Here is a 968-nt window from a genome sequence, read left to right as displayed (position 1 = left end):
GCACTTTCTCGGTGTGGTGTTGTAGGTCAGCAGGTGCAGACGCAGGCGTTGGGCGTCGATCTGGTCGAGATCTGTCTTGCGTGGCAGCGAGCGTCGCATGCGCCCGATGGCATTCTCGATGCCACCCTTTTGCCAGGGCGCATGCGTGTCGCAGAAGAAGGTGTCGATGCCGTGCCGATGCAGGAGGTTGTGGCGGGCGAACTCGGTGCCATTGTCGAAGGTGATGGTTTGGCGCATGTCCGGCGGTAGCGGCGCGAGCAAAGCCGTGATGGCATGAGCCACCGGCTCTGCATGCTTTGAGGACAACACGATCGCGAGCAGTATCCGGCTCCAGCGCTCGTGCAGCACGAGCAGGTTTTGGCCGTAGCGAGCAAAAGCCATCAGGTCGGCCTCCCAATGACCTGGGCTCTGGCGGGCTCCGACCTCCAAAGGCCTGTGGGCAATCGAGATCCGATCCTGGATCAGACGCGCCGAACTGCCCCCTGACTTGGGACGAATGCCGCGTTTGGCCTTGCCGCGCGGCAGGTAATGGCGCCAGCTATAGTCCTTGTGCCGGCGGATCTGGGCATGGATGAAGCGATAGATGCTCTCCACCCCGATAGGGGATGCGCTCGCCTCCATTCGGAACCGCCCCACGATCTGCTCGGGCGACCAGCCCTGGCGCAACTGGCTCAGAACCACCGCGCGCAAGGGCTCATTCCGGTCCAGCCGGCTCCCGTGCCAGCGGCGCGCTCGAGCCTGTTGGCGGGCATACTCGGCCCGGTAACTCGATCGACCGCCATTGCGCTCTATCTCGCGAGAGATCGATGATGCCGAGCGATCCAGAGTTGCAGCGATTTGCCGGATCGAGGTGCCAATGGACAATAGACGGGCAATCTCAAACCGCTCGCCTGTCCCAAGCTGGTTGTATCTCTGTCCCATGACAACACCTTACAAAGGTGTTGCACTTCGTTTGAGAACTCAGGGGA

At 62.0% G+C, this 968-nt stretch carries 1 protein-coding gene; it reads right to left on the bottom strand.

The features are described from left to right. The coding region (locus JP75_RS26380; RefSeq protein ID WP_035087710.1) for an IS30 family transposase at positions 1–921 on the bottom strand (921 nt) is incomplete at its 3' end. Positions 922–968 lie beyond the last annotated feature (47 nt).

The sequence above is a fragment of the Devosia riboflavina genome (genome assembly GCF_000743575.1).
GTDB classification, from domain to species: domain Bacteria; phylum Pseudomonadota; class Alphaproteobacteria; order Rhizobiales; family Devosiaceae; genus Devosia; species Devosia riboflavina.
Note: the sequence above shows the minus strand (reverse complement) of the source record. Positions and strands in the feature narration are given on the sequence as shown.